At 74.8% G+C, this 20,212-nt stretch carries 17 protein-coding genes; 14 read left to right on the top strand and 3 right to left on the bottom strand.

Going from position 1 to position 20,212, the window contains the following annotated elements; translation table 11 throughout:
• The first annotated feature begins 16 nt into the window (after positions 1-16).
• The 9 genes from sufB to BXA05_RS10875 all read left to right on the top strand — a co-directional run bounded on the left by sufB (position 17) and on the right by BXA05_RS10875 (position 8,711).
• Positions 17-1,477, top strand: a complete 1,461-nt coding sequence (gene sufB, locus BXA05_RS10915) for a Fe-S cluster assembly protein SufB (protein WP_021480877.1) — start codon at positions 17-19, stop codon at positions 1,475-1,477.
• 1 nt (position 1,478) lies between these two features.
• Positions 1,479-2,735, top strand: a complete 1,257-nt coding sequence (gene sufD, locus BXA05_RS10910) for a Fe-S cluster assembly protein SufD (protein ID WP_076404968.1) — start codon at positions 1,479-1,481, stop codon at positions 2,733-2,735.
• Complete coding sequence (locus BXA05_RS10905; protein ID WP_021480875.1) at positions 2,732-3,076, top strand: non-heme iron oxygenase ferredoxin subunit; 345 nt, start codon at positions 2,732-2,734, stop codon at positions 3,074-3,076. The genes sufD and BXA05_RS10905 overlap by 4 nt, the downstream gene beginning before the upstream one ends.
• Positions 3,077-3,143: 67 nt before the next feature.
• Positions 3,144-3,926 (top strand): Fe-S cluster assembly ATPase SufC, encoded by a 783-nt coding sequence (gene sufC, locus BXA05_RS10900; RefSeq protein ID WP_021480874.1) that lies wholly within the window; start codon positions 3,144-3,146, stop codon positions 3,924-3,926.
• A 27-nt stretch (positions 3,927-3,953) separates the two neighbouring features.
• Positions 3,954-5,270 (top strand): cysteine desulfurase, encoded by a 1,317-nt coding sequence (locus tag BXA05_RS10895; RefSeq protein ID WP_076404967.1) that lies wholly within the window; start codon positions 3,954-3,956, stop codon positions 5,268-5,270.
• Between the two features lie 11 nt (positions 5,271-5,281).
• Positions 5,282-5,818: a Fe-S cluster assembly sulfur transfer protein SufU gene (sufU, locus tag BXA05_RS10890; RefSeq protein WP_076404966.1), complete on the top strand. Its 537-nt coding sequence runs from the start codon at positions 5,282-5,284 to the stop codon at positions 5,816-5,818.
• Positions 5,815-6,168 (top strand): metal-sulfur cluster assembly factor, encoded by a 354-nt coding sequence (locus tag BXA05_RS10885; protein WP_021480871.1) that lies wholly within the window; start codon positions 5,815-5,817, stop codon positions 6,166-6,168. Before sufU ends, BXA05_RS10885 begins: the two co-directional genes overlap by 4 nt.
• A gap of 174 nt (positions 6,169-6,342) precedes the next feature.
• Positions 6,343-7,851 carry a helix-turn-helix domain-containing protein gene (locus tag BXA05_RS10880; protein WP_076404965.1) on the top strand — a complete coding sequence of 503 codons (1,509 nt, stop codon included), beginning with the start codon at positions 6,343-6,345 and terminating at the stop codon, positions 7,849-7,851.
• 152 nt (positions 7,852-8,003) lie between these two features.
• The gene (locus BXA05_RS10875; protein ID WP_076404964.1) at positions 8,004-8,711 is read left to right on the top strand and encodes a lysoplasmalogenase; all 708 of its coding nucleotides are present in this window, start codon (positions 8,004-8,006) and stop codon (positions 8,709-8,711) included.
• Positions 8,712-8,742: 31 nt separating this feature from the next.
• On the opposite strand, the gene BXA05_RS10870 is transcribed toward BXA05_RS10875, so the two are convergent.
• Together BXA05_RS10870 and BXA05_RS10865 are read right to left on the bottom strand one after the other, a co-directional pair.
• Entirely contained in the window at positions 8,743-10,056 is a 1,314-nt protein-coding gene (locus tag BXA05_RS10870; RefSeq protein WP_076404963.1) for a PP2C family protein-serine/threonine phosphatase, read from the bottom strand.
• A 97-nt stretch (positions 10,057-10,153) separates the two neighbouring features.
• Entirely contained in the window at positions 10,154-12,604 is a 2,451-nt protein-coding gene (locus BXA05_RS10865) for a DNA gyrase/topoisomerase IV subunit A (protein WP_076404962.1), read from the bottom strand.
• A gap of 246 nt (positions 12,605-12,850) precedes the next feature.
• On the opposite strand from BXA05_RS10865, the gene BXA05_RS10860 reads away from it, so the two are divergent.
• From BXA05_RS10860 to BXA05_RS10845, 4 genes are all read left to right on the top strand, one after another.
• Complete coding sequence (locus BXA05_RS10860; RefSeq protein WP_076404961.1) at positions 12,851-15,604, top strand: bifunctional acetate--CoA ligase family protein/GNAT family N-acetyltransferase; 2,754 nt, start codon at positions 12,851-12,853, stop codon at positions 15,602-15,604.
• Positions 15,605-15,678: 74 nt separating this feature from the next.
• A complete protein-coding gene (locus BXA05_RS10855; protein WP_043652060.1) occupies positions 15,679-16,272 on the top strand; it encodes a DUF5998 family protein in 594 nt (197 codons plus the stop codon).
• Positions 16,269-17,471, top strand: coding sequence for an alkaline phosphatase family protein (locus BXA05_RS10850; RefSeq protein ID WP_076404960.1), 1,203 nt, complete (start codon positions 16,269-16,271; stop codon positions 17,469-17,471). Before BXA05_RS10855 ends, BXA05_RS10850 begins: the two co-directional genes overlap by 4 nt.
• A 70-nt stretch (positions 17,472-17,541) precedes the next feature.
• Complete coding sequence (locus BXA05_RS10845) at positions 17,542-18,183, top strand: thymidine kinase (protein WP_061268210.1); 642 nt, start codon at positions 17,542-17,544, stop codon at positions 18,181-18,183.
• 13 nt (positions 18,184-18,196) lie between these two features.
• Here the strand turns inward: BXA05_RS10845 and sepH are convergent, their stop codons facing one another.
• A complete protein-coding gene (sepH, locus tag BXA05_RS10840) occupies positions 18,197-19,309 on the bottom strand; it encodes a septation protein SepH (protein WP_076404959.1) in 1,113 nt (370 codons plus the stop codon).
• A gap of 249 nt (positions 19,310-19,558) precedes the next feature.
• Here sepH and BXA05_RS10835 point away from each other — a divergent pair, with 249 nt between their 5' ends.
• Positions 19,559-20,212 carry a trimeric intracellular cation channel family protein gene (locus BXA05_RS10835; protein ID WP_061268208.1) on the top strand — a complete coding sequence of 218 codons (654 nt, stop codon included), beginning with the start codon at positions 19,559-19,561 and terminating at the stop codon, positions 20,210-20,212.

The following is a 20,212-nucleotide window of genomic DNA, read 5'->3' as shown; positions in this document are numbered from 1 at the left end:
CAGTGGAAGGACGACCATGAGCGCTCCCACCCAGGACGCCGCCGGCACGGCCCTGCCGACCGGTGAGAAGCAGACCGACGACGAGATCATCGCCTCGATCGGCGCCTACGAGTACGGCTGGCACGACTCCGACGAGGCGGGCCAGATCGCGCAGCGCGGCCTCGACGAGGACGTCGTGCGCAACATCTCCCGGCTCAAGAACGAGCCCGAGTGGATGCTGAACCAGCGCCTCAAGGCGCTGCGCCTGTTCGGCAAGAAGCCCATGCCGAGCTGGGGCTCCGACCTCACCGGCATCGACTTCGACAACATCAAGTACTTCGTGCGCTCCACGGAGAAGCAGGCCGCCACGTGGGACGACCTGCCCGAGGACATCAAGGAGACGTACGACAAGCTCGGCATCCCCGAGGCGGAGAAGCAGCGCCTCGTCGCGGGCGTCGCCGCGCAGTACGAGTCCGAGGTGGTCTACCACCAGATCAACGAGGAGCTCGAGCGCCAGGGCGTCATCTTCCTCGACACGGACACCGCGCTGCGCGAGCACCCGGAGATCTTCCAGGAGTACTTCGGCACCGTCATCCCGTCGGGCGACAACAAGTTCGCCGCGCTCAACTCGGCCGTGTGGTCGGGCGGGTCGTTCGTCTACGTGCCGCCGGGCGTGCACGTCGAGATCCCGCTGCAGGCCTACTTCCGCATCAACACGGAGAACATGGGCCAGTTCGAGCGGACGCTGATCATCGCGGACGAGGGCTCGTACGTGCACTACGTCGAGGGCTGCACCGCGCCGATCTACTCGTCGGACTCGCTGCACTCCGCGGTCGTCGAGATCGTCGTGAAGAAGAACGCCCGCGTGCGCTACACGACGATCCAGAACTGGTCGAACAACGTCTACAACCTCGTGACCAAGCGGGCGACCGCGGCCGAGGGCGCGACGATGGAGTGGGTCGACGGCAACATCGGCTCCAAGGTCACCATGAAGTACCCGGCGATCTACCTGCTCGGCGAGCACGCGCGCGGTGAGACGCTGTCGATCGCGTTCGCGGGCGAGGGCCAGCACCAGGACGCCGGGGCCAAGATGGTCCACGCGGCGCCCCACACGTCGTCGTCGATCGTCTCGAAGTCGGTCGCGCGCGGCGGTGGCCGCACGTCCTACCGCGGTCTGGTCCAGGTGCTCGAGGGCGCCTCGCACTCGGCCTCGACCGTGCTGTGCGACGCGCTGCTCGTCGACCAGATCTCCCGGTCCGACACCTACCCGTACGTCGACGTCCGCGAGGACGACGTGTCCATGGGGCACGAGGCGACGGTCTCGCGGGTGAGCGAGGACCAGCTGTTCTACCTCATGTCCCGAGGCATGGAGGAGACCGAGGCGATGGCCATGATCGTGCGCGGGTTCGTCGAGCCCATCGCGCGCGAGCTGCCCATGGAGTACGCGCTCGAGCTCAACCGCCTCATCGAGCTGCAGATGGAAGGGTCCGTCGGCTGATATGACCACCACCACCGTTCCCGAAGAGGCCGGTCTGACCACCGACCACTCGCGCGCGAAGGCCGACGGGGCGCACTCCCACGGCGTCGTCGTGCCCCAGGGCTCGCGCGCCGAGCGGCTCACGTCGTTCGACCTCGCCGACATCCCCGTGCCCTCCGGGCGCGAGGAGGAGTGGCGCTTCTCGCCCGTGGCGCGCCTCGCGCCCCTGTTCGACGACAAGATCGTCGGGCAGAGCGGCGGCGGCGACGTGCGCGTCACGGTCGTCGAGGCGCCCGAGGTCGAGGTCACGATCGTCGGCCGTGACGACGAGCGCCTCGGCACCGCCGGCAAGCCCGGCGACCGCACGGCCGTGACGGCGTGGAACGCCTTCGAGCAGGCCACGGTCGTCACGGTGCCGAAGGAGGCCGTCGCCTCCGACGTCACCTCGGTCCGCATCGAGGGCCACGGCTCCACGCCGACGGCGAGCCACGTCCTCGTGCGCGCCGAGCGGCACTCCGAGGCCGTCGTCGTGCTCGACCACGTGGGCGCCGCGACGCTCAACGAGACGGTCGAGATCGTCGTCGAGGACGGCGCGCACCTCACCGTCGTGTCCGTCCAGGACTGGGCCGACGGCGCCGTGCACGCGTCGTCGCACCGTGCGCGGATCGGGCGCGACGCGCGCCTCAAGCACGTGGTCGTCACGCTCGGCGGCGACGTCGTGCGCGTCACCCCGGACGCGGAGTTCACCGCCGAGGGCGGCGAGGTCGAGATGGTGGGCCTCTACTTCGCCGACGCGGACCAGCACCAGGAGCACCGCCTGTTCGTCGACCACGCCGTCCCGCGCTGCAAGTCCCGCGTGACGTACAAGGGCGCGCTGCAGGGCGAGGGCGCGCACGCCGTGTGGGTCGGGGACGTGCTCATCCGGGCCGAGGCCGAGGGCACGGACACGTACGAGCTCAACCGCAACCTCGTCCTCACGGACGGCGCGCGCGCGGACTCGGTGCCGAACCTCGAGATCGAGACGGGCGAGATCGAGGGCGCGGGGCACGCGTCCGCGACCGGCCGGTTCGACGACGAGCAGCTCTTCTACCTGCAGGCTCGCGGCATCCCGGAGGTCGAGGCGCGCCGTCTCGTCGTCCGCGGCTTCTTCGCCGAGCTCATCCAGGAGATCGGCGTCGCGTCGGTCGAGGAGCGCCTGCTCGAGGCGATCGAGCGCGAGCTGAGCAAGTCCATGTCGATCATCGACGGGAGCGCCGAGCCCGCCGAGGCGACGGCGTGACCGCACAGCCCGCCTGCACGACGTCCGACCTCGGCCCGGAGGAGGCGCTCCGCGTCGAGCTCCCGGCCGAGGACGGGCGCGTCGTCGAGGTCGCGGTCGTGCGCGACGGCGACGGCGGGTGGCACGCGATCTCCGACATCTGCTCGCACGGGGCCGTGTCCCTGTCCGACGGGGAGGTCGAGGGCTGCTTCGTCGAGTGCTGGCTGCACGGCTCGCAGTTCGACCTGCGGACCGGCATGCCGACCGCGCTGCCCGCGATGCGGCCCGTGCCGGTATACCCGGTGACGGTCGACGGCGAGCAGGTGCTCGTCGACGTCGACCGCGTCGTCGCCCCCACCTGACCCGACCTCCTCTGACCCGGCGCGCCGCGCGCGCCCCCCAGCTCAAGAACCTCTTGGAGAACCACTGATGTCCACTCTCGAGATCCGCGACCTGCACGTCAGCGTCGAGACCAAGGAAGGGCCGAAGCCGATCCTGCGCGGCGTCGACCTGACGATCGCCAGCGGCGAGGTCCACGCCATCATGGGCCCGAACGGCTCGGGCAAGTCCACGCTCGCCTACTCGATCGCCGGCCACCCCAAGTACCAGGTCACCGGCGGCACCGTGACGCTCGACGGCGAGGACGTCCTCGCCATGAGCGTCGACGAGCGCGCCCGCGCGGGCCTGTTCCTCGCCATGCAGTACCCGGTCGAGGTCCCCGGCGTCTCCGTGTCGAACTTCCTGCGCACCGCGAAGACCGCGATCGACGGCGAGGCCCCCGCGCTGCGCCACTGGGTCAAGGACGTCAAGGGCGCCATGGAGCGCCTGCGCATGGACGACTCCTTCGCCGAGCGCTCGGTCAACGAGGGTTTCTCCGGCGGTGAGAAGAAGCGCCACGAGATCCTCCAGATGGAGCTCCTCCAGCCGAAGTTCGCCGTCCTCGACGAGACCGACTCGGGCCTCGACGTCGACGCGCTGCGCATCGTCTCCGAGGGCGTGAACCGCGTCCACGAGGCGACCCAGGCGGGCGTCCTGCTCATCACGCACTACACGCGCATCCTGCGCTACATCAAGCCGGACTTCGTCCACGTCTTCGTCGACGGCAAGGTCGCGGAGGAGGGCGGCCCGGAGCTCGCCGAGCGCCTGGAGGAGGAGGGCTACGACCGTTACCTCGGTGGCGCCGTCGAGTCCGCCTCGGCCGCCTCGGCCTGAGCGCTCGCACCACCTGAGGAGACGACCATGACGACCACCGCGCACCCCGCAGGGCAGCACGCCGGTCCGGCGCGCCTGACCGACGTCGAGCTCGCCGCCGTGCGGGCGGACTTCCCGCTGCTCGAGCGCACCGTGCGCGGTGGTCGTCCGCTCGTCTACCTCGACTCCGCGGCCACCGCGCAGAAGCCGCAGGTCGTCCTCGACACCGAGGTCGACTTCTACGAGGAGCGCAACGCGGCCGTGCACCGCGGCGCGCACCAGCTCGCCGAGGAGGCGACCGAGGCGTTCGAGGACGCCCGGGCCGACGTCGCGGCGTTCGTCGGCGCGCGCCCGGGCGAGATCGTCTGGACGTCCGGCGCGACGGCCGCGATCAACCTCGTCGCGTACGGGATCTCGAACGCGACGCTCGGCCGCGGGGGAGAGGCGGCCGGCCGCTTCGCGCTGGCCCCGGGCGACGAGATCGTCGTCACCGAGGCGGAGCACCACGCGAACATCGTGCCGTGGCAGGAGCTCGCGGCCCGCACGGGGGCCGTCCTGCGCTGGTTCGAGGTGGACGACGACGGTCGCGTGCGCGTCGAGGACGCGGCGACCGTCATCACCGAGCGCACGCGCGTCGTGGCCTTCACGCACGTGTCGAACGTGACGGGTGCGGTCACCCCGGTCGAGCCGATCGTGGCCCGGGCGCGCGAGGTCGGGGCGCTCACGGTGCTCGACGCGTGCCAGTCCGTGCCGCACCTGCCGGTCGACCTGCCCGCGCTCGGCGTCGACTTCGCCGCGTTCTCGGCGCACAAGATGCTCGGGCCCACGGGCGTGGGCGTGCTGTACGGGCGGCGCGAGCTGCTCGAGGCGCTGCCGCCCGTGACGACCGGCGGGTCGATGATCGAGGTCGTCACGATGACCGAGTCGTCGTACATGGCGCCGCCGCAACGGTTCGAGGCGGGCACGCAGCCGGTCGCGCAGGTCGTCGGGTTCGGCGCCGCCGCGAAGTACCTGCACGAGCTCGGCATGGACGGCGTCGCCGCGCACGAGCACGAGCTCGCCGCGGAGCTGCTGCGCATCGGGGAGATCCCCGGCGTGCGCATCATCGGCCCGCGCGAGCCGGCCGACCGGCTCGCCGTCGTGTCGTTCGTCGTGGACGGCGTGCACGCGCACGACGTCGGCCAGGTGCTCGACGACGCGGGCATCGCCGTGCGCGTCGGTCACCACTGCGCCCAGCCCCTGCACCGCCGCTTCGGGATCGCCGCGACCGCGCGCGCGTCCGCGTCGGTGTACACCACGCGCGAGGACGTCGACGCGTTCCGGGAAGCATTGGCCGGGGTGCGCGCGTTCTTCTCGGTGGACTGAGAGAGGACCCGATGAGCTCGATCGAGCAGATGTACCAGCAGGTCATCCTGGACCACGCCAAGACCCCGCACGGTCGGGGCCTGGTCGAGGTGGCCGACGGCGCGGCCAGCGGCCAGTCGCACCAGGTGAACCCCACGTGCGGCGACGAGGTGACGCTGCGCGTCGAGCTCGCCGGCGACACGATCGACCGCGTGAGCTGGGAGGGGCAGGGCTGCAGCATCTCGCAGGCGTCCCTGTCCGTGCTCACCGACCTCGTGACGGGACGCCCCGCCGCGGAGGCCGAGCACCTCGGCGACGTGTTCCGCGAGCTCATGGGTTCGCGGGGCAAGGGCCTCGACGAGGCCGCGGAAGACGAGCTCGGTGACGCCACGGTGTTCACGGGCGTCTCGCGCTACCCTGCACGGATCAAGTGCGCCCTGCTCGGCTGGGCCGCGCTGCGCGACTCGCTCGTCACCTCGGGCGCCCTGAACCCGCCGGGCGACGCATCGACCGCACTGGCTTCCGACGCGGCGCTCGCCGCGCGGGGAACGACGGAGGAGAACCGATGACCACCGAGACCGGCGCGCCCGCCGAGGGCGCCACGCCGAGCCCGCCGAACGTCGCGGACGTCGAGGAGGCGATGCGCGACGTCATCGACCCCGAGCTCGGCATCAACGTCGTCGACCTCGGCCTCGTCTACGGCATCCAGATCGACCAGAACAACCACGCCGTCATCGACATGACGCTCACGTCCGCGGCGTGCCCGCTGACCGACGTCATCGAGGACCAGTCCGCGCAGGCGCTCGAAGGCCTCGTGGACGGCTTCCGCGTCAACTGGGTCTGGATGCCGCCGTGGGGCCCGGAGAAGATCACCGACGACGGCAAGGAGCAGCTCCGCGCGCTCGGCTTCAACGTCTGAGACCACCGCTGCGACCGACGCCGCGTCCCCGTCCGGGGGCGCGGCGTCGTGCTGTTCCCGGCAGGTCGTGCGGTGCCGGTCGTGCCTGCCCGCGGTTCGCCCCTTCCGGTACGTTGACGCGGATCGTCCTGAGTGTTGGGATATGTGCGCCCACACCACTTTTCGGAGGACGACGTGACACAGCAGGACCAGACCGGCGCGGGCGGTTCCCCGCGGCAGGTGCGCTATCGCGGCCGGCACCTCCCGATGGTGGCGGTGGTCATCGCGGCGACGATCGCCACCGCCCTGGCGTACAGCGGCATGGTCCTGTTCGGTCTCGAGGTGGCGCACATGTCGCCGCTCGAGGCGTACGGGCTCGCGGGCTTCCTCGAGATCAGCCTCGTCGCCGTCGCGCTCATGGCACGCAACGCCGCGCTGGAGGGGCGGCCCTACGGCGTGCTCCTCGCGCTCACGTGGGTGCTCTCGGGGACGTCGGGCCTGTTCGCCGCTCTCCACGAGATCGCCGTCCCGACGGCGAGCACCCCCTACATGGTGGTGTTCCGGTTCGTGCCGCCGCTGGTCGCCGCGCTCATGTGGCACCTCGCCCTCGTGGGGGAGCGGCACATGGTCACGGGCCACACGCTCGAGGAGCGCCGTCGCGAGCTGCGCGTCCACGGGTACGTGTCCGCCCTGGAGCAGTGGCGCGACGCGCGCGCCGACAGCGCTGGCTCGCCCGCGGACCTGCGCAAGGTCCGCGCCGCGCACGAGCGCCAGCGCGCCGCCCGTGACGCCGCGCTCAAGCTGCTGACGGTCGAGGACTTCGAGCGCCGCATGCAGGTCTGGGTCGACCGCCTGGAGGCCGCGGAGCGGCACGGCAACCGGCTCGACCTCATCGGGGCGAGCTCCGCGAAGCGCGGCACCGCGCGGGGCAGGGGCGGCGTCGCGGCGTCCGGGGCGCCCGCGCCCGCCGAGGCGCCCGCGGTCGTGGCGGTCGGGGCGGCCGTGTCCGCCGCGACGAGCGGCCCGGCTCCGCTCGCACCCCAGCCCGCGAGCGGTGACGAGTCCGATGCGGTCGAGGCTCTCCCCGCGGTCCAGCCGGCCGACGCCGTGACGCCCGACGCCGTGACGCCCGACGCCGTGACGCCCGACGCCGGCGCGCCCGACGCCGACGTGTCCGACGACGTCGCGTCGGAGGTCGCGCCGTCGTCCGACCTGCCGGTGCGCGAGGTGACCCGCGAGCTCCCCGCCGCCGAGGCGGCTGCCGAGGTCTCCGGCGCGGAGACCCCGCAGGAGGCGCGCGCCGCAGAGCCCGCGTTCGAGGCCCTGCCGGACCTCGAGGCGCGGGTGAAGGAGATCTTCGGGCGCACGCGGCCCCTCCCGTGGGAGCAGCCCGTCCCCGAGGAGGCGGAGACGACGTCGGCCCCCGAGCCCCCGGCCGTGACGGGCCACACGCGCCGCGTGGAGGTCTTCGACCTCCCGCGGCCGCAGGACGTGGAGGCGACGAGGGCGGACGACGTCGAGGCGACGCTCGGCGAGGACCCGACCGCCGAGCGCGACCGGCGCATCGTCGAGCTCGCGCGCGAGGGCCTCAACCAGCGCGAGATCGCCCAGCGGGTCTCGGCGTCGCGGTCGACCGTGAGCCGCGTCGTGCGTCGATACGAGGACCAGCTGGCCGACGAGGCCCGCGAGCTCGCGAACGCCTGAGCGACAGGCTCTCCGGCACGACGCCGCGTCCCTCCCGGGCGCGGCGTCGTGCCGCGCGCGCCTCACGAGGTCCTTCGTCGACGGCCCCGGGCGCTAGGATCGGCCACCGCCGGCAAGGAAGCCGGTGCACGACCGAAGGAGTCTCCTCGCCCATGATCGTCGCGTGGGGCGCGCTCGCCCTGCTCACCCTCGTCCATCTCGCCGCCCACCTCCTCGGTGCCGCGACCCTCGCCGACACGTCGCAGTGGTTCCTCATGCCGGTCCTGGCGGGCTGCCTGTGGCTCGCCACGCGGCGCCACACCGCCCACGGCGCGGGCCGGCGTTCGCGGCTCGTCCGGCTCACGCTCGTCGCGCTGGGCTTCTCGTGGCTCGGCGACACCGCACCCGACCTCGCCGACGGCGACACCGCCTTCCTGGTCATGGTCGGGTTCTTCCTCTGCGCCCAGATCACGTACACGGTCGCGTTCTGGCCCTACCGCGCGGGCTCCGTCCTGCGCAGCCCGCTCGCGCTCGTGCCGTACGGCCTAGCTCTGCTCGCCCTCGTCGTCGCGTGCGCGCCCGACGCGGGGTCGCTGCTCGTCCCCGTCGTCGTCTACGGCGTGTGCCTCGTGACGATGGCCGTGGTCGCGACGGGCGTCGACCGGCTCGCCGCGGTCGGCGGTGCGGTCTTCCTCCTGTCCGACGCGCTCATCGCGCTGAACGCCTTCGCCCCGTGGTACGACGTGCCCGGGCACGGCTTCTGGGTCATGCTCACGTACGTCGTCGGCCAGGTGCTGCTCGTACTCGGCGTGCTCCGTCGAGACCGTGCGCCGGTGGTCCCCGTCGCGGAGAAGGGAGGAGCCGCGTGGGCGTCGACGTGACCGTCGCGCGCGTCGCCTCCTCGGTACCTGGCTAGGCGCCGCCCGGGGCCGTGCGCTCGTCGTCGACGTGCACCATGACGAGCGCGACGTCGTCCTGCGAGCCGAGCGGCACGAGCTCGGCGAGGAGGGCGTCGAGGAGCGCGTCGGGCGGCACGGCGCCCAGCGCCTCGACGCGGCAGGGCAGCTCGTCGAGCACGTCCCGCAGCGACCGGTCCCGGCGCTCGACGAGCCCGTCGGTGTAGAGCAGGAGCGTGTCGCCCGGGTCGAGCGACGTCTCGTGCTCGGCGCGCGGGCCGCCGAGCCCGACGCCGAGCATCGGCGAGGGGTGTGCCAGGAGCAGGTGCGCGGTCCCGTCGGCGCGACGCACGACGGGCGGGACGTGCCCGGCGCTCGCCCAGCACACGGCGCGCCGCCCTGTCAGTCCGGGGGTGCCGATGCGCGCGACGGCGACGGTGGACAGCGCCTGGAGACCGAGCCCTTCCGCGGTGCGCTCGGCGGCGTCGAGCGCCTCGGCGGGACCGGCGTCCGTCGCGAACGCGACCGAGCGCAGCACGCCGCGCAGGTGGGCCATGTGGGCGGCGGCGGCGACGTCGTGGCCCGTCACGTCGCCCACGACGACGGTCGCCTCGCCGTCGGGATGCACGAACGCGTCGTACCAGTCACCGCCGACGTGGACCTCCGGCACCGCCGGCCGGTACCGCACGTCGATCGTCAGACCGGGGATGCGCGGGGGAGGCGTGAGTACGGAGTCCTGCAGGGCGAGCGACGCGCTGCGCTCGCGCGTGATCACGTCCGCGTACCGGTCGACGGACGACCCGAGCAGCAGGGCCTGGTCGACGACCGAGAGCGCGGTGGGGTCCGCCGGGCCGGACGGGGGCTCGGGCGCCGTCGTCTCGCCGGCCTGCACGACGGACGTCACGTCCTCCGCGCGGTGGACGACGGCCGTCACCCGGCCCGCGGCGTCGAGCACGGGGAGGTTCGTCGTGAGCCACCAGCGCTCGGCCCACCCGCCGCCGGGACCGCGCAGGTCGTACCGGTGCGGGCCGATCATCTCGAGACGTCCCGTCCGCGCGACGCGCTCGAGCGACAGCACGACCCGGTCGACGGCGCTCCCGTCCGGCCCCTGGACGGGGAAGACGTCGAGGTAGTGGCGCCCGACGACGGCGCTCGCGGGCGCGCCGATGGTGCGCAGGAGGGACTCGTTGGCGTCGAGGATCGTCAGGTCGGGCGCGAGCACCACCTTGGGCGCCGTGAGGACCGAGAAGACGGCGTGGTAGTCGACAGGGCCGGCGGCCCCGTCCACGTCCGAGGGCGTGCGGACGCCGCCCCCGTCGTTCTCTGCCACACCTCGAGCCTGACCCGATCCCGCGCACTCGCAAGGGCGGGCGCGCGCGGAGCGTCCCGCCCGGCGCACGACGCCGACCGGGCGCGAGGGTCGAGGGCTACCCGACGGCCGTGACCGGGGACGCGAGCGGCGTGCCCGACCCGTCGCGGCGCTGGTCGACCGGCGGCAGGTCGACCGACTGCCCGCCCGACCCGGTCGCCCGCGCCGGACCCTGCCCGACCCACGCGAGGATGAGCGCGTCCTCGCCCTTGAGGAACCGGTGCGCGCGGACGCCGCCGGTCCCGCGGCCCTTGCCGGGGTAGAGCTCGTACGGGGTCACCTTGCCGGCGCCGGTCTGGGTCCCGGGGAGCGCGTCGGACGACCCGGCCACGGTGACGACGACGCCGAGGTCGCGCACGTCGGCCGGGACGACGCCGAAGAACGCGACCCGCTGGCCGTCGGCGAGCCGGATGCCGGCCATGCCGCCCGCCGGGCGGCCCTGGGGCCGCACCGCGGACGCGTCGAAGTGCAGCAGGGACGCGTCGCTGGAGACGAAGACGAGCTCGTCGGCGTCCGTCGCGGGCGCCGCGCCCACGACGGTGTCGCCGTCCTTGAGCCCGATGACCTCCCACTCGTCGCGGTTGCCCGGCACGTCGCCCGGCGTGACGCGCTTGACGACGCCCTGCGCGGTGCCGAGCGCGAGCGGGGGAGCGTCGGGGTCGAGCGACGCGATGGTCACCGCCTCCTCGCCCGGCTCGAGCGCGACGACCTCGCTGAGCGGGACGCCGCCGGACAGGCTCGGCGCGTTGTCCGTCGGCGGGAGGGCGGGCAGGTCGAGCACGGACACGCGCAGCATGCGGCCCCGGCTCGTGACGAGGCCGACCTCGCCGCGCGCGGTCGTGCGGACGGCGGCGCGCAGCACGTCGTGCGCGGCGCGCGGCCCCGAGCGCGCGGGCTCCGTCTCGTCGCTCGTGCGCGCGAGGAGCCCGGTCGCGGAGAACAACGCCCAGCACGTGGTGTCGGCGACCTCGAGCGGGACCGCCGCGGTCGTCGTCGGTGCCGCGCCCGCGGACTCCAGCAGGATCGTGCGGCGCGGGGTGCCGTACGTCTTCGCGACGTCGGCCATCTCGCCCGACACCACGGCGCGCAGCCGTGCGTCGCTGCCGAGGATCTCCTGGAGCTCCTCGATCTCGCGGCGCAGCGTCTCCTGCTCCTTCTCGAGCTCGATGCGCGAGAACTTGGTGAGGCGGCGCAACTGGAGCTCGAGGATGTACTCCGCCTGCGGCTCGGACAGGTCGAACACCGTCTGCAGGCGCCCGCGGGCGGTCGCCGTGTCGTCGGACGAGCGGATCACCTGGATCACCTCGTCGATGTCGACGATCGCGATGAGAAGGCCGTCCACGAGGTGCAGGCGCTCGGACCGCTTGCGCAGGCGGTAGGCCGAGCGACGGCGCACCACGTCGATCCGGTGGTTCACCCAGACCGTGAGCATCTCGCGCAGGCCGAGCGTGCGCGGCTGGCCGTCGACGAGCGCGACGTTGTTCATGCCGAACGAGTCCTCGAGCGGCGTGAACTTGTAGAGCTGCTCCAGCACCGCCTCGGGGTTGAAGCCCGTCTTGACCTCGACGACGATGCGCAGCCCGTGCTCGCGGTCCGTGAGGTCGGTCGCGGCCGTGATCCCCTGGATCTTCTTCGTCTTGACGCCCTCGGCGATCTTCTCGATCACCTTCTCCGGGCCGACGAGGTAGGGCAGCTCGGTGATGACGATGCCCTTGCGGCGCGGCGTGAGGTTCTCGACGCGTGCCGTGGCGCGCGTGCGGAACGTCCCGCGGCCCGTGCGGTAGGCGTCCCGGACGCCGTCGAGGCCGACGATCTTGCCGCCCGTCGGCAGGTCCGGGCCGGGCACGAACCGCATGAGCGCCTCGAGGTCGGCGTCCGGGTGCGCGACGAGGTGGCGTGCCGCGGCGACGACCTCGACGAGGTTGTGCGGCGCCATGTTGGTCGCCATGCCGACCGCGATACCCGACGCGCCGTTGACCAGCAGGTTGGGGATCGCAGCGGGCAGGACCTCGGGCTGCTGGAGCTTGTTGTCGTAGTTCGGCACGAAGTCGACGACGTCCTCGTCGAGCCCCGCCGTCATCGCGAGCGACGGCGGCGCGAGGCGCGCCTCGGTGTACCGGGAGGCGGCGGGGCCGTCGTCGAGCGTGCCGAAGTTGCCGTGCCCGTCGACCAGCGGCAGCCGGAGCGAGAAGTCCTGGGAGAGGCGCACGAGCGCGTCGTAGATCGCGGCGTCGCCGTGCGGGTGCAGCTTGCCCATGACCTCGCCGACGACGCGCGCCGACTTCACGTGGGCGCGGTCGGGGCGCAGCCCCATGTCGGCCATCATGTAGAGGATGCGGCGCTGGACGGGCTTGAGTCCGTCCCGCGCGTCGGGCAGGGCGCGCGAGTAGATGACGGAGTAGGCGTACTCGAGGAACGACGTCTCCATCTCCGCCTGGACGTCGACGTCGACGATCTTCTCGTTCACCTCGGCCGGGTCGATCGAGGGGGTCGAGGACTTGCGCGCCATGGGCCTGCGGGCTCCTGCCGTTCGGTGCGCCGCGATGGCGCGGGGTCTGTGCCGTCGTGGCCGGTGCTGGGCCGGCCGGGGTGCTGCGGATTCGTGCCGCACGCGAGGGTACGCCACGGGTCCGACACGCGGCGCCACGGCGCCTGCCGCGGCACGTGCCGGGACCGCCTGCCGGGACCATTGTCCTCCCGGCGCGGGCCGGGGTGGCGCAGGCGCACCGCGCGCGCGACCGCATAGCCTGGGGTCGTGAACGACGGCGCGCCGGGGCGGGACCCGGACCGGTACCCGGTGGAGTGGGAGGCCGACGTCGTGCTGCGCGACGGGACCACCACGCACGTGCGCCCCATCCGCCCCGAGGACGCCGACGCGCTCCAGCGCTTCCACGTCGGCCAGTCCGAGCGATCCACCTACCTGCGGTTCTTCGCGCCCATGGAGCGGCTGTCCGAGCGCGACCTTGAGCGCTTCACGCGCGTCGACCACGTGGACCGCGTCGCGCTCGTCGCGGTGCGCCCGCGCGACGGCGCCCCCGGGGACGGCGGCGAGGACATCATCGGGGTCGCGCGGTTCGACCGCACCGGCCCCGCCGAGGCGGAGGTCGCCTTCAACATCGCGGACTCCGCACAGGGCCGGGGCCTGGGCTCCGTGCTGCTGGAGCACGTCGCCGCGGCGGCGCGCGAGCGCGGCGTGCGCCGCTTCACGGCCGAGGTGCTGCCCCAGAACGGCAAGATGCTCGCGGTGTTCCGCGAGGCGGGGTACGACGTGCGCCAGCAGATGGACGACGGCTTCGTCCAGGTCAGCGTCGACCTCGACCCCACGGAGCGGTCCCGGGCCGTCATGGCCGACCGCGAGCACCGCGCGGAGGCCCGGAGCATGCAGGGGCTGCTGGGCGCCACGAGCGTCGTGCTCGTCGGCCCCGACGCCCCGGCCGACGCGGGCGCGGAGCACGACGGCGAGGCCCTCGACCGCCTGCTCGCGCAGCGCGCGCTCGCCGCGCTCGAGCGCAGCGACGTGACGGTCCACGTCGTGGGGGCCGCGCGCGGGCCGGAGGAGGAGCGGTGGTCCGCGACCCTCGCCGACGTGCCCGGTCCCGTCGACCTCGCCGTCGTCGCGCTGCCCCCGCCCGCGGCGATCGACGCCGTCCGCCGGCTCGCGCGCCTCGAGGTGCGCGGGGTCGTCGTGCTGTCGGCCGGCTTCGCCGAGACGGGTCCGGACGGGCTCGCGCTGCAGCGCGAGCTCCTGCGCGTCGCGCACACGGCGGGCCTGCGCGTCGTCGGGCCGGCGAGCTACGGGCTGCTGCGCACAAGCGACGCGCCCGACCGCCCCGCGCTCGCCGCGACCCTCGCCCACGACCTGCCGGCCCCCGGCGTGGTGGGCCTGTTCAGCCAGTCCGCGCCCATGGCCGTGACGCTCCTCGCGACGACGGCGCGGCGCGGCCTGGGCGTGTCGTCGTTCCTGTCCGCCGGGCACCGCGCGGACGTCTCGGGCAACGACCTCATGCAGTACTGGCAGGACGACGCCGCGACGCAGGTCGTGTGCCTCTACCTCGAGTCCATCGGCAACCCGCGCAAGTTCTCGCGCATCGCGCGCCGCCTCGCGTCGGTCAAGCCCGTGGTCGTGGTGACGGCCGGGCGCTCGGGGCACGTCGTGCCGCCGGGGCACGCGGTCCGCTCGACGCGCGCGCCGCGGCGGACGCTCGAGGAGATGCTGCGGCAGTCCGGCGTCATCCGGGCCGAGAACACGCACCACATGATCGACATCGCCCAGCTGCTCGCGCACCAGCCGCTCCCGGCCGGGCGCCGCGTCGGCATCCTCGCGAGCTCCGCGTCGCTCGCCGCGCTCGTCGCCGAGGCGTCCTCCTCGGCGGGCCTCGTCGTCGCGCGCTCGGACTTCCTGCCCGAGGACGCGTCCGCCGGCGAGCTCGCCGCCACGGTCGACGCGCTCTACGCGCCCGACGCGTGCGACGTCGTCGTCGTGGTGCAGGTCCCGGTCGTCGGGCCCCGGCGCGCGGACGTCTCGCGCGCCGTCGCGGACGCAGCCGCCCGCACGGGCCGCACGACCGTGGCGAGCATGCTCGGCCTGCACGGCCTCACCGACGAGCTCTCGGCCCCGGCCCCGGGGGCGCAGAGCGGGTCGGCCCCCGTGCGCGTCCCCGCGTACTCGACGCCGGAGGACGCCGTCGCCGCGCTCGGCGCGGTCGTGCGCTACGCGCGCTGGCGCGAGGCCGACCACGGCACGCCCGTGCGCCCGGCCGGCGTCGACCCGGTGCGGGCGCGCGCGCTCGTCGAGGAGGCGCTCGCCGGTCAGGACGCCGTCGACCTCGACCCGACGACGACGGCGGAGCTGCTCGCGTGCTACGGCGTGCGGGTCTGGCCCGCGCGCCGGGTGCGGACCGCCGACGAGGCGGTCGAGGCGGCGCGCGAGGTCGGCTGGCCCGTGGTGCTCAAGAGCACCGCGGCAGGCCTGCGGCACCGGGCCGACCTCGGGGGCGTGCGGCTGGACATCGCGGACGAGACCGAGCTGCGCACGGACTTCGCGCAGATGCGCGAGGCGCTCGCGGCCGTGCTGCCGGGCGCCGCCGACGAGCCGTTCGAGGTCCAGGCCATGGCCGACGCCGGGGTCGCGTGCGTGGTCCGCTCGACCGAGGACCAGCTCTTCGGGCCCGTCGTCTCGTTCGGGCTCGCGGGCGACGCCGTCGACCTCCTCGGCGACGTCGCGTACGGAGTGCCGCCCCTGACCGACGTCGACGTCGCGGCGATGGTCCGCTCGGTGCGGGCCGCGCCGCGCCTGTTCGGCTACATGGGCACGCACGTGGTGGCCACGGCCGCGCTCGAGGACGTCCTGGCGCGCGTGTCCGTGCTCGCGGACGACCTGCCCGAGGTCCGTAGCCTCGAGCTGTACCCCGTCGTCGTCTCGGAGCACGGGGCCGCGGTCCTCAGCGCGCGCGTCACGCTCGCCGACGCCCAGCGGGCCGACGCGCTCCGGCGGGCCCTGCCGGGCTGACGGGCCGGCCGCGACCCGCCCGGGCCCCCGACGGCGGGTGGCCCCGGCCCGGCGCCGGATGGGACAATGCGCGGGTGCCCTCTGCTACCTCCAACGCCTGGACCGACCTGACGACCCAGCTCCACCGCGCCGGCTACTACCCGGAGCTCGTCGCGGACGTCCTCGACCTCGCGGTCGCGGGGGAGGAGATCGTCTCGCACCTCGTGCTCCCGGAGACGACGTTCGACGCGACCGAGGTGCGCCGCCACCTCACGGTGCTCGTCCTCACGCCCACGCGTCTCGTCACGGCGCACGTCGACGACCACCCGGCGGACAGCGAGAACCCGTCGGCCTCCGCCGCCGCGACGACCGAGGCCGTGCCCCTGTCCGAGGTGCGGTCCGTCTCGCTCACGCACGTCGTGGCGGAGCCGCACGAGCACCGTGCGGGTGCCGCGCCGCTCGAGGTCACGCTCGCGCTCGGCTGGGGCGCGGTCTCGCGCGTCGACCTCGAGCCCGCCGGCTGCCCCGACCCCGCGTGCGACGCCGACCACGGGCTCACCGGCCAGATCACGCCCGACGACGTCGTCGTCCGCGTGAGCGCCGAGGCGGAGGGCCGCGACGCCGTCCGGGCCGCGGTGGACTTCGCGCGGGCGCTGTCGCGCTCGACCACCCGGCACAGCGCCCGGTGAGCGAGGCACCCGCGGACGCGCCGGCCCCGGTCGCCGACCCGGCGCTCCCTCCGGGCCTCGTCGCGCCGGAGTACGGGACGCGCGGCCTCGCGGCCGTCCTGCCCGCCGCCGCGGGCGCGCTCGGCGTCGGCCTGACGACCGCCACGGGGCTCGTGAGCGAGACGGCGCGCGGCGCGCTCGACCTGCCGCGCGCCGAGCGCGTGTGCGTCGTGCTGGTCGACGGCCTCGGCCACCTCAACCTCGCCGAGCGCGCGGGGCACGCCCCGTTCCTGCGCTCGCTCCTGCCCGACGCGCGGCCCCTCACCTCGACGTTCCCCAGCACGACCGCCGCCGCGATCGGCGCGTTCGGCACGGGCACCGCGCCGGGCCGCACGGGCATGCTCGGGTACACGCAGCGCAACCCGGTGACGCGCGGCCTCGCCAACATGGTGTCGTGGGAGGGCGCGCCCGCGCCCGCCGAGCTACAGCGCGAGGAGCCGGTGCTCGCGCGCCTGGCCGGGGCGGGCGTCGCGGTGACCTCCACCGGCCCCGCGCGGTTCGCCGGGTCGGGCATGACGGTCGCCGCGCTGCGGGGCGGCACGTACGCGTCCGCCGAGCCGCTGGCGGGGCGCGTCGACGCGGCCGTCCGCGCGCTGTCCCGGCCCGGTCTCGTCTACCTCTACTGGGGCGAGGTGGACAAGGCGGGCCACCACCACGGCAGCGCGTCGTGGCAGTGGGGCGACGAGCTCGAGGCGCTCGACCGCGAGCTCGCGCGCCTCGTGCGGTCGGTCCCGCGCGGCACGCTCGTGCTCGTCACCGCCGACCACGGCATGGTCGACGTCGACCCGGCGCTGCGCCGCGACGTCGCGACCGACCCCGCGCTCGCCCGCGGCGTCGAGCTCGTCGGCGGCGAGCCGCGCGCCGTCCACGTGTACACCGAGCCCGGCCAGACGGCGGCCGTCGCCGCGCGCTGGCGCGACGTCCTCGGCGACGACGCGCTCGTGCTGGAGCGGGACGAGGTGCTGGCCCGCGGCTTCCTCGGGCCCGACCCCCGGCCCGAGGCCGTCGCCTCCGCCGGCGACGTGGTGGTCGCGCTGCGGGGGCGGGCGACCGTCGTCGACTCGCGCACCCAGACGCCCGCGTCGCTCACGCTCGTGGGCGTGCACGGCTCGCTCACCGAGCGCGAGATGCGCGTGCCGCTGCTCGTCGCGGCCACCTGACCCGACCGCGTCCCGTCGCGCCGGAGCCACCCGGCGCGGACGCACCGACCGACCTCGCGGAGGACCGCCGATGGCAGAGCTCGTCTTCTTCTCCGGGACCATGGACTGCGGAAAGTCCACCCTGGCGCTCCAGCTCGACCACAACCACGCCGCGCGCGGCCGCCGCGGGCTGATCTTCTCGCGCGACGACCGCGCCGGGTCCGACCGCCTCTCCTCGCGCCTCGGGCTCGAGGTCGTCGCGCGCGAGGTCCACGACGACACCGACTTCTGGACGCTCGTCACCGCCGAGCCGGTGCCCGTGGACTACCTGGTGTGCGACGAGGCGCAGTTCTACTCCCCGACGCAGGTCGAGCAGCTCGCACGCCTCGTCGACGAGACGGAGATCGACGTCTTCGCGTTCGGCATCACCGCCGACTTCCGCACGCGCCTGTTCCCGGGCTCCGCACGCCTCATCGAGCTCGCGGACCGGGTCGAGGTCCTCCAGGTCGAGTCGCTGTGCTGGTGCGGACGCCGCGCCACGCACAACGCGCGCACGGTGGACGGGCGCATGGTCGTCGAGGGCGACCAGGTCGTCGTCGGGGACGTCCGGGCCGGCTCGGGGGAGATCGGCTACGAGGTGCTGTGCCGGCGCCACCACATGCGGCGCATGACGACGGCGGTCGCGCGCCGGCACGCGACGGAGGACGGGCTGCCGCTCGACCTGCCGCGCTGACGCGCCGCGGCCGTCACTCGGGGCGGGCCCCGAACACGATCTCGTCCCAGCTCGGGACCTTCGCGCGCGACCGGTTCTTGCCCTTGCGGACCTCGCGCGCGGCCGGGGGCCGCACCGTGCTCGAGGCGCCGTCGGCGTCGGAGGCCGACGGGGCGTCGCCCTCCGTGCCAGCCTCCCCGGACGGATCGGTCTCCGGGCGCCCGGGCTCGTCGGGGCCGTCCTCGGACGCGTCGGCGGCGACCGGGCCCTGCGGGGGCCGGATCGTCGGCAGGTGCACCACGGTCGCGCCCGCGGGCAGGCCGCCGGAGAACCCGCCCTCGTCCTCGTCCTGCTCACGGTTCCCCGGGGCGAGCGGGCCGAAGCCCTCGAACGGCTCCTGCCCGACAGTGTCGCCCGCGGGCGCCGGGTCCTTGCGCGGGCGCACGCCGCGCCGCTGGCTCAGGTCGTCGAGCAGCTCGGCCGTCCCGTCGTCGGCGGGCGCTGCGGCCCGCAGGCCGCGGGCGCCGCGCGCGGTCGCGTCCACGTCGAACACCGCCACGGCCCCCGGCGCCGGGTCGCGCGGGGCGTCCGTCCCGGAGAGCCAGCGGGCCTCGTCGTCGAGCGCCTGCAGCGCGCGCGTCGCCGGGTCGTAGGTCCAGCGGGCGGTCCGCTCGCCGGTCCCGGCCTCGAACCTCGCCGTCACGACCCACGGGGAGCCGTGCGCGCGCGCCGCGCTCCACGCGACCGCCGCGGCGTCGACGTCGCGCGCGGCGAGCCGCTGCGCGACGAGCTCGCCCACCGTCGGGGAGTCCTCGTCGTGCCCCGGGCGCAGCCCGCGCACGCGCTCGACGACGTACTCCTGCTCGGCGACGACCGGCCCGGCGAACCGGCGCACGTGCTCGACCCCGAGCCCCGCGGCCTCGGCGACCGCCTCGACGGAGTCCCCGGCCCGCAGCCGGGCCTGGATCTCGCGCGGGGCGAGGTTGCGCTCGCCCTCGGCGCGCAGGTGCTCCAGGTGCGGGCGGTCGCGCCGTACGGCCGCGCGCAGCGCCTCGGTGATGGGCAGCACGAACTGCGCGCCACCCGTCGCGCGCAGGACGAGGTGCTCCCCGTCCTCGTGCAGTCTCACCAGCTCCAGCTCGTCCATGGACCCTCCCGTGTCGCCGCGCCCGGTGGCGCTCGCGGTGCCGCTCGTGTGCCGCTCGTGGTGCCGCCCCGATCGCCCGGCGCCCGGCCGCGTGCCGGACCGCCGTGCGCCGTGGACCGCGACGCCCGCGCCACCGCTCCCTCGAGGGTGCCATCGTCCCATCCCCGAGCGGCGCAGCACGCGCGGTGTGCCGCCCATTCGCACCGGCCCGGCCCGGCCCCGGCGGGCCGTGGCTGGGATGATGCGGGGGTGATCCTCGACCTCGTGCCCGGCGACGCCCTCGAGCTCGGCGGCGTGTTCTTCGCGGCGCTGTCCGGCGGGCTCGCCGCGGTGCGCAAGCGGTTCGACCTCGTCGGCGTCCTCGTGCTCGCGTGGGCCGCGGGACTGGGCGGCGGGCTCCTGCGCGACGTCCTCATCGGGGCGATCCCGCCCGTCGGCATCTCGGACTGGCGGCTCGTGGCCGTCGCCGCGCTCGCGGGCGTCGTCACGTTCTTCTGGCACCCGCGGCTCGAGCGGCTGCGGCGCAGCATCATCGTGCTCGACGCCGGCGCCCTCGCGCTCTTCGTGCTGTCCGGGACCATGAAGGCCCTGGAGTACGGCGTCGGCCCGCTCGCCGCGGTCTTCGCGGGCGTGCTCACGGGCGTGGGGGGCGGCATCCTGCGCGACCTGCTGACCAACGAGGTGCCGCTGCTGTTCCAGGACAAGCAGCTCTACGCCATCCCGGCGCTCGCGGGGGCCGCGCTCACCGCGGCGCTCGCCGAGGCGGGACTGCTCGGCCCGTTCTCGCAGGCGGCGGTCCTCGCGCTCGTGTTCGGCTTCCGCCTCGTCTCGCTGCGCCTCGGCTGGTCCGCGCCCGGCCCGTGGGAGGGTCGCCGGACAGGCCGCGGGTCGGGCAGGATGTGA

The sequence above is a fragment of the Cellulosimicrobium funkei genome, from assembly GCF_900155925.1.
Lineage (GTDB): Bacteria > Actinomycetota > Actinomycetes > Actinomycetales > Cellulomonadaceae > Cellulosimicrobium > Cellulosimicrobium funkei.
This window is presented reverse-complemented; position numbering and strand designations above follow the sequence as displayed.